Origin of the sequence: Novosphingobium aquiterrae, from assembly GCF_042434435.1 — a bacterium.
Lineage (GTDB): Bacteria > Pseudomonadota > Alphaproteobacteria > Sphingomonadales > Sphingomonadaceae > Novosphingobium > Novosphingobium aquiterrae.
In genome coordinates this window covers 1-2,481 of the sequence record NZ_JBHLTL010000010.1, presented here as the reverse complement: position 1 = coordinate 2,481, position 2,481 = coordinate 1, and the positions used below count along the sequence as shown (strand labels likewise).

The window sequence follows — 2,481 nt, the reverse complement described above, 5'->3', positions numbered from 1 at the left end:
CGTAAGCGTGGCCTGAAGGCCGCCGGTTAGGCGGCCTCTGCGATCAGCGGCTGCTGGCTGGAAGTCCAGTGCCAGGGCATGAGCTCGTCCCAGCGAGCGGCTGGCCATCCGCCCGCAATCTTTGCGATGACATCGGCGATATAGGCCTGCGGCTCGATGCCATTGAGCTTTGCCGTCTCGATGACCGAGTAGATGGCGGCGGCGCGTTCACCGCCAGCCTTCGATCCTGCGAATAGCCAATTCTTGCGGCCGATCGCGACGCTGCGCATCGCGCGTTCGGCGACGTTATTGTCGATCTCGGCCAGGCCGTCATCGAGGTAGCGCGTGAGCGCAATCCAGCGCTTGCGACCATAGGCGAGCGCCTTGGCCATCGCCGACTTGGGCGACAGGCGGCGCAAGGCATCGTCGATGGCCGCGCGCAGATCGTCGACCAGTGGCCTGGCTTTTTCCTGCCGCCGTTGCCGACGCATATCGGGCGGTTGTCCCCGCACCTCGTCCTCAAGCCGGTAGAGCGCCGCGATCCGCTCAAGCAGATCGGTGGTCAGCGGTGTCGGACTGGTCTGGTGGTTCTCGAATATCTTGCGCCGGAAGTGCGCCCAGCATGCCACTTCCTTGATCCGGTTGCCGGCATAGAGCTTCTCGTAACCGGCATAGCCATCGGCCTGGAGGAGACCCGCGAAGGCCTTCAGTTCGGTTTGCGGATGGATACCGCTACGGTCGGGCGTGAACTTGTACCACACCAGCGCCGGAGCGGTTGATCCGCTGGCCCGATTATCGACGACATAGGTCCATAGCCGTCCCTGTGCGGTCTTGCCCTTGCCGGGCACCAGCATCGGCACGGGCGTATCGTCGCTGTGGATCTTGGCGGCCTTGAGGCCTTCCTCGCGGATCCGGGAAACGATCGGATCGAGTAAATGCGCGGCTTGTCCTGCCCACCCGGCCAGTGTCGAGCGGTCGATATCGAGGCCTTGCGCCGCCATCATCTCGGCTTGCCGGTAGAGTGGCAGGTGGTGATCGAACTTGGACACGACCACATGGGCAAGCGTGGCGAAGCTGGCCTTGCCGCGGGCGATGGCCTTCACTGGCGCCGGCGCCTGCACGATCTTCTCGCAGGAGCGGCAGCTGTACTTGGGACGGATGGTGCGGATGACGCGCCATTGCACGGGCAAGACGTCGAGCATCTCGTCGCTGTCTTCACCCAGCGGGCGCAGGGTACCGCCACAATCCGGGCAATTGCAGTGGCCCGCCTCAGGTTCGATGCGCTGCTCGGCGCGCGGAAGATGGGGCGGAAGGCTACGGACCGGCGGCGGTCGTTCGGGTCTATCGGCGGATGCCTCTTTGCGGGCATCGGCGACAGCGGCTTCACCTTCCAGCTCCTCGAGTGCAAGTTCAAGCTGCTCGATCTGGGCCGACAGCTTCTCCGACGACTGCCCGAACGTCATGCGGCGCAACTGCGCCAACTGGAAACGCAGCGTGTCGATCAGCGTGTCACGAGCGGCCAAGGCTGCTTCCAGCTCGGCGATCCTGGCATCTTTATCCAGGTTGGAAGTGGCTGCGTCCGACACCGTGACCCACTAGCAAAGTGGGTCATTCCGCACCAGAAAAACCACGCAAATCTGCGACTTTTTATCCCGCCAACAGCGGCACGGCAGTGCGTTCGGGCCGGCGCCAGTCAATACCTTCGAGCAGCATGGAAAGCTGCGCCGACGTGAGATTGACCTTGCCTGTCTTCGTGACCGGCCAGACAAATTTACCGCGGTCCATGCGCTTGGAAAACAGGCACATGCCCTGACCATCGAACCAGAGCAGCTTGATCAGATCGCCACGCTTGCCACGGAAGGCAAATAGCGCGCCGCTATGCGGTGACTGTTCCAGCACTTGCTGGACCAGCACGGCAAGCCCGTCAAAGCCCTTCCTCATGTCCGTCGCCCCGCAGGCGAGATAAACCCGCGTCGAGGGTGGCAGGGGGATCATCGGCCAAGCACAGCGATCACCCGGGCCAGGGCGTCGGCATCGACCATTGCGTCCACGGTCAGGCGGACACCCTTCGGCAGTTCGATGCTGATCTGGCCGCAGCGCGGTGGGACCGGCAGCGCAACATCGCGGACGACCGGATCTGCGATCTCAACCTCCGAGAATGCCGGCAACGATGGTGGCCGAACCCCAGCAAGTTCTCCCGACATAGCCTGGCGGCGCCACGTGTAGATCGCCCCGCTGCCGACCTCGTGCCGGTCGCACGCTGCGCGGACCGAACCCTCCGGCCCAAACGCATCTCGCAGAATCGCCAGCTTTTGCTCCACCGTCCAGCGACGCCGGCCGGATACCCGACCAACAACCTCAATCTGAGTAGTCATACGACCTCTCGTATGACTACTCGCTCGTTCGTCTTCGAAATCATCCATCGTCGGCGCCCCAAAAAAGGAGCGGCTATCAGCCCATCAATCCCGCACAGTGCAAGGCGGCCTACAGCCCACGGTTACG

The 2,481-nt window shown here is 63.5% G+C and carries 3 protein-coding genes; all 3 read right to left on the bottom strand.

What is annotated here, in order from left to right; translation table 11 throughout:
• Positions 1-26 precede the first annotated feature (26 nt).
• Positions 27-1,565 (bottom strand): IS66 family transposase, encoded by a 1,539-nt coding sequence (gene tnpC / locus ACFFF7_RS13420; RefSeq protein ID WP_086740929.1) that lies wholly within the window; start codon positions 1,563-1,565, stop codon positions 27-29.
• A gap of 61 nt (positions 1,566-1,626) precedes the next feature.
• Entirely contained in the window at positions 1,627-1,974 is a 348-nt protein-coding gene (tnpB, locus tag ACFFF7_RS13415) for an IS66 family insertion sequence element accessory protein TnpB (RefSeq protein WP_039335306.1), read from the bottom strand.
• Positions 1,971-2,354 (bottom strand): IS66-like element accessory protein TnpA, encoded by a 384-nt coding sequence (gene tnpA / locus ACFFF7_RS16150; protein ID WP_086740927.1) that lies wholly within the window; start codon positions 2,352-2,354, stop codon positions 1,971-1,973. The genes tnpB and tnpA overlap by 4 nt, the downstream gene beginning before the upstream one ends.
• Positions 2,355-2,481 lie beyond the last annotated feature (127 nt).

Excerpts from the sequence above, each read along its gene's own strand:
- tnpB (WP_039335306.1), bottom strand. The coding sequence starts at position 1,974 with ATGATCCCCCTGCCACCCTCGACGCGGGTTTATCTCGCCTGCGGGGCG.
- tnpA (WP_086740927.1), bottom strand. The coding sequence starts at position 2,354 with ATGACTACTCAGATTGAGGTTGTTGGTCGGGTATCCGGCCGGCGTCGC.